1 protein-coding gene is annotated in these 1,273 nt (G+C 35.1%); it reads left to right on the forward strand.

Annotated elements, in window-relative coordinates; translation table 11 throughout:
• The coding region (locus tag NYG85_RS12040; RefSeq protein ID WP_284938915.1) for a response regulator at positions 1-1,273 on the forward strand (1,273 nt) is incomplete at both ends.

Genomic DNA, 1,273 nt, shown 5'->3' on the forward strand with positions numbered 1-1,273 from the left:
GAAGCCTACTCAAACACGCTACAAACCCCTTATGGCGATGTTAAGGTATTTTTTGATTTATACGCAGATAATGATAAATTAGGCATTGGCGAGTTAGAAAATAACAAAAAATTGTTTAACTTTGATACTAACGGCGACGGATTTGTAAATTCAAATGATGAGAATTTTAGCAAACTAAAAGTGCGTGGATATGATAAAGACGGCAATGAGAAAATAATGAGCCTAAATGAAGCCACACAAGGCAGGGGCGTGGATTTGACTAAATTTATAAGCCAAGAGATTATAAACTATATTCAAAAACAAATTGAAGAAAATAACGCCATAGCCATTAAAGAAAATAGACCCGATTTATACATAGACCCAGATAGCTTTGATAAGCGAATAGGCTATTACGGCTCAAACCCCTACACCGCCTTTGCACCAGAGAGCCGTTATAAAAAGCTAGAAAGCAGTCAGATTGATGAGTTTTTTAACTCTTATGCAGACGATGATGGCTGGGTAAATTTAAATAATCAAACAATGGCTGGATTTAATAACCTAGCATATTTAAAGGCTGGATTTGATGGCAGTGTAAAATTAAGTGAATTTAACCCAATAGTTGGCATAGATTACTCTAAAAATTCACAAAGTTACGGCGAATACCAAAAAGACAGCTTTATGAAATTTTATAGCGATTATAAAAAAGAGAGCAAAGCTCACGAACAAGATGTTTCGTGGTTGATTAATAATCTAAAAGCCTACGAAGTAGATGAAGCCGATGAATTATCATCAAAGCTTTTAGGGAGCAAATCAGCCTATATGATAGCTATGGAGAATGACTTTAAAAAGGCAACTGGACTTAGTTTTAGCCTTTCAAATTTAGAAAAGGTAAGAAAACTTTTTGAAAGCGACCAAGACAAAGCCGCTGCTAGTTTAGCAGATAGTGACAGCGTTATTGCCATTAGAAAAAACAAAAACGGCACATTTACACTAAAATTTGATAGTGGCAGGATGATTGATGTAAATGAGCTTTACTCTGATACCGGCACACTTTTAACCGATAAAAACGGCACAAGAGCTAGTATTAATCTTGAAGCAAAGATAATGGATGAGATTACACTAAACAAGCTTTACTTTGAGAGTGTTGGAATTTATGATGAGGGCAGATATAAAACCCTAAAAGAAATCGGAGCCCAGTTTATAAAATCAGTTGCCACAAAACACGGCACCCAGTTTTTAATAACCTTAGCAAATAATGAAAAAATCAGCACAAATGAGCTTTATAACATAGCCA

This window comes from Campylobacter gastrosuis (assembly GCF_030249845.1).
Lineage (GTDB): Bacteria > Campylobacterota > Campylobacteria > Campylobacterales > Campylobacteraceae > Campylobacter_A > Campylobacter_A gastrosuis.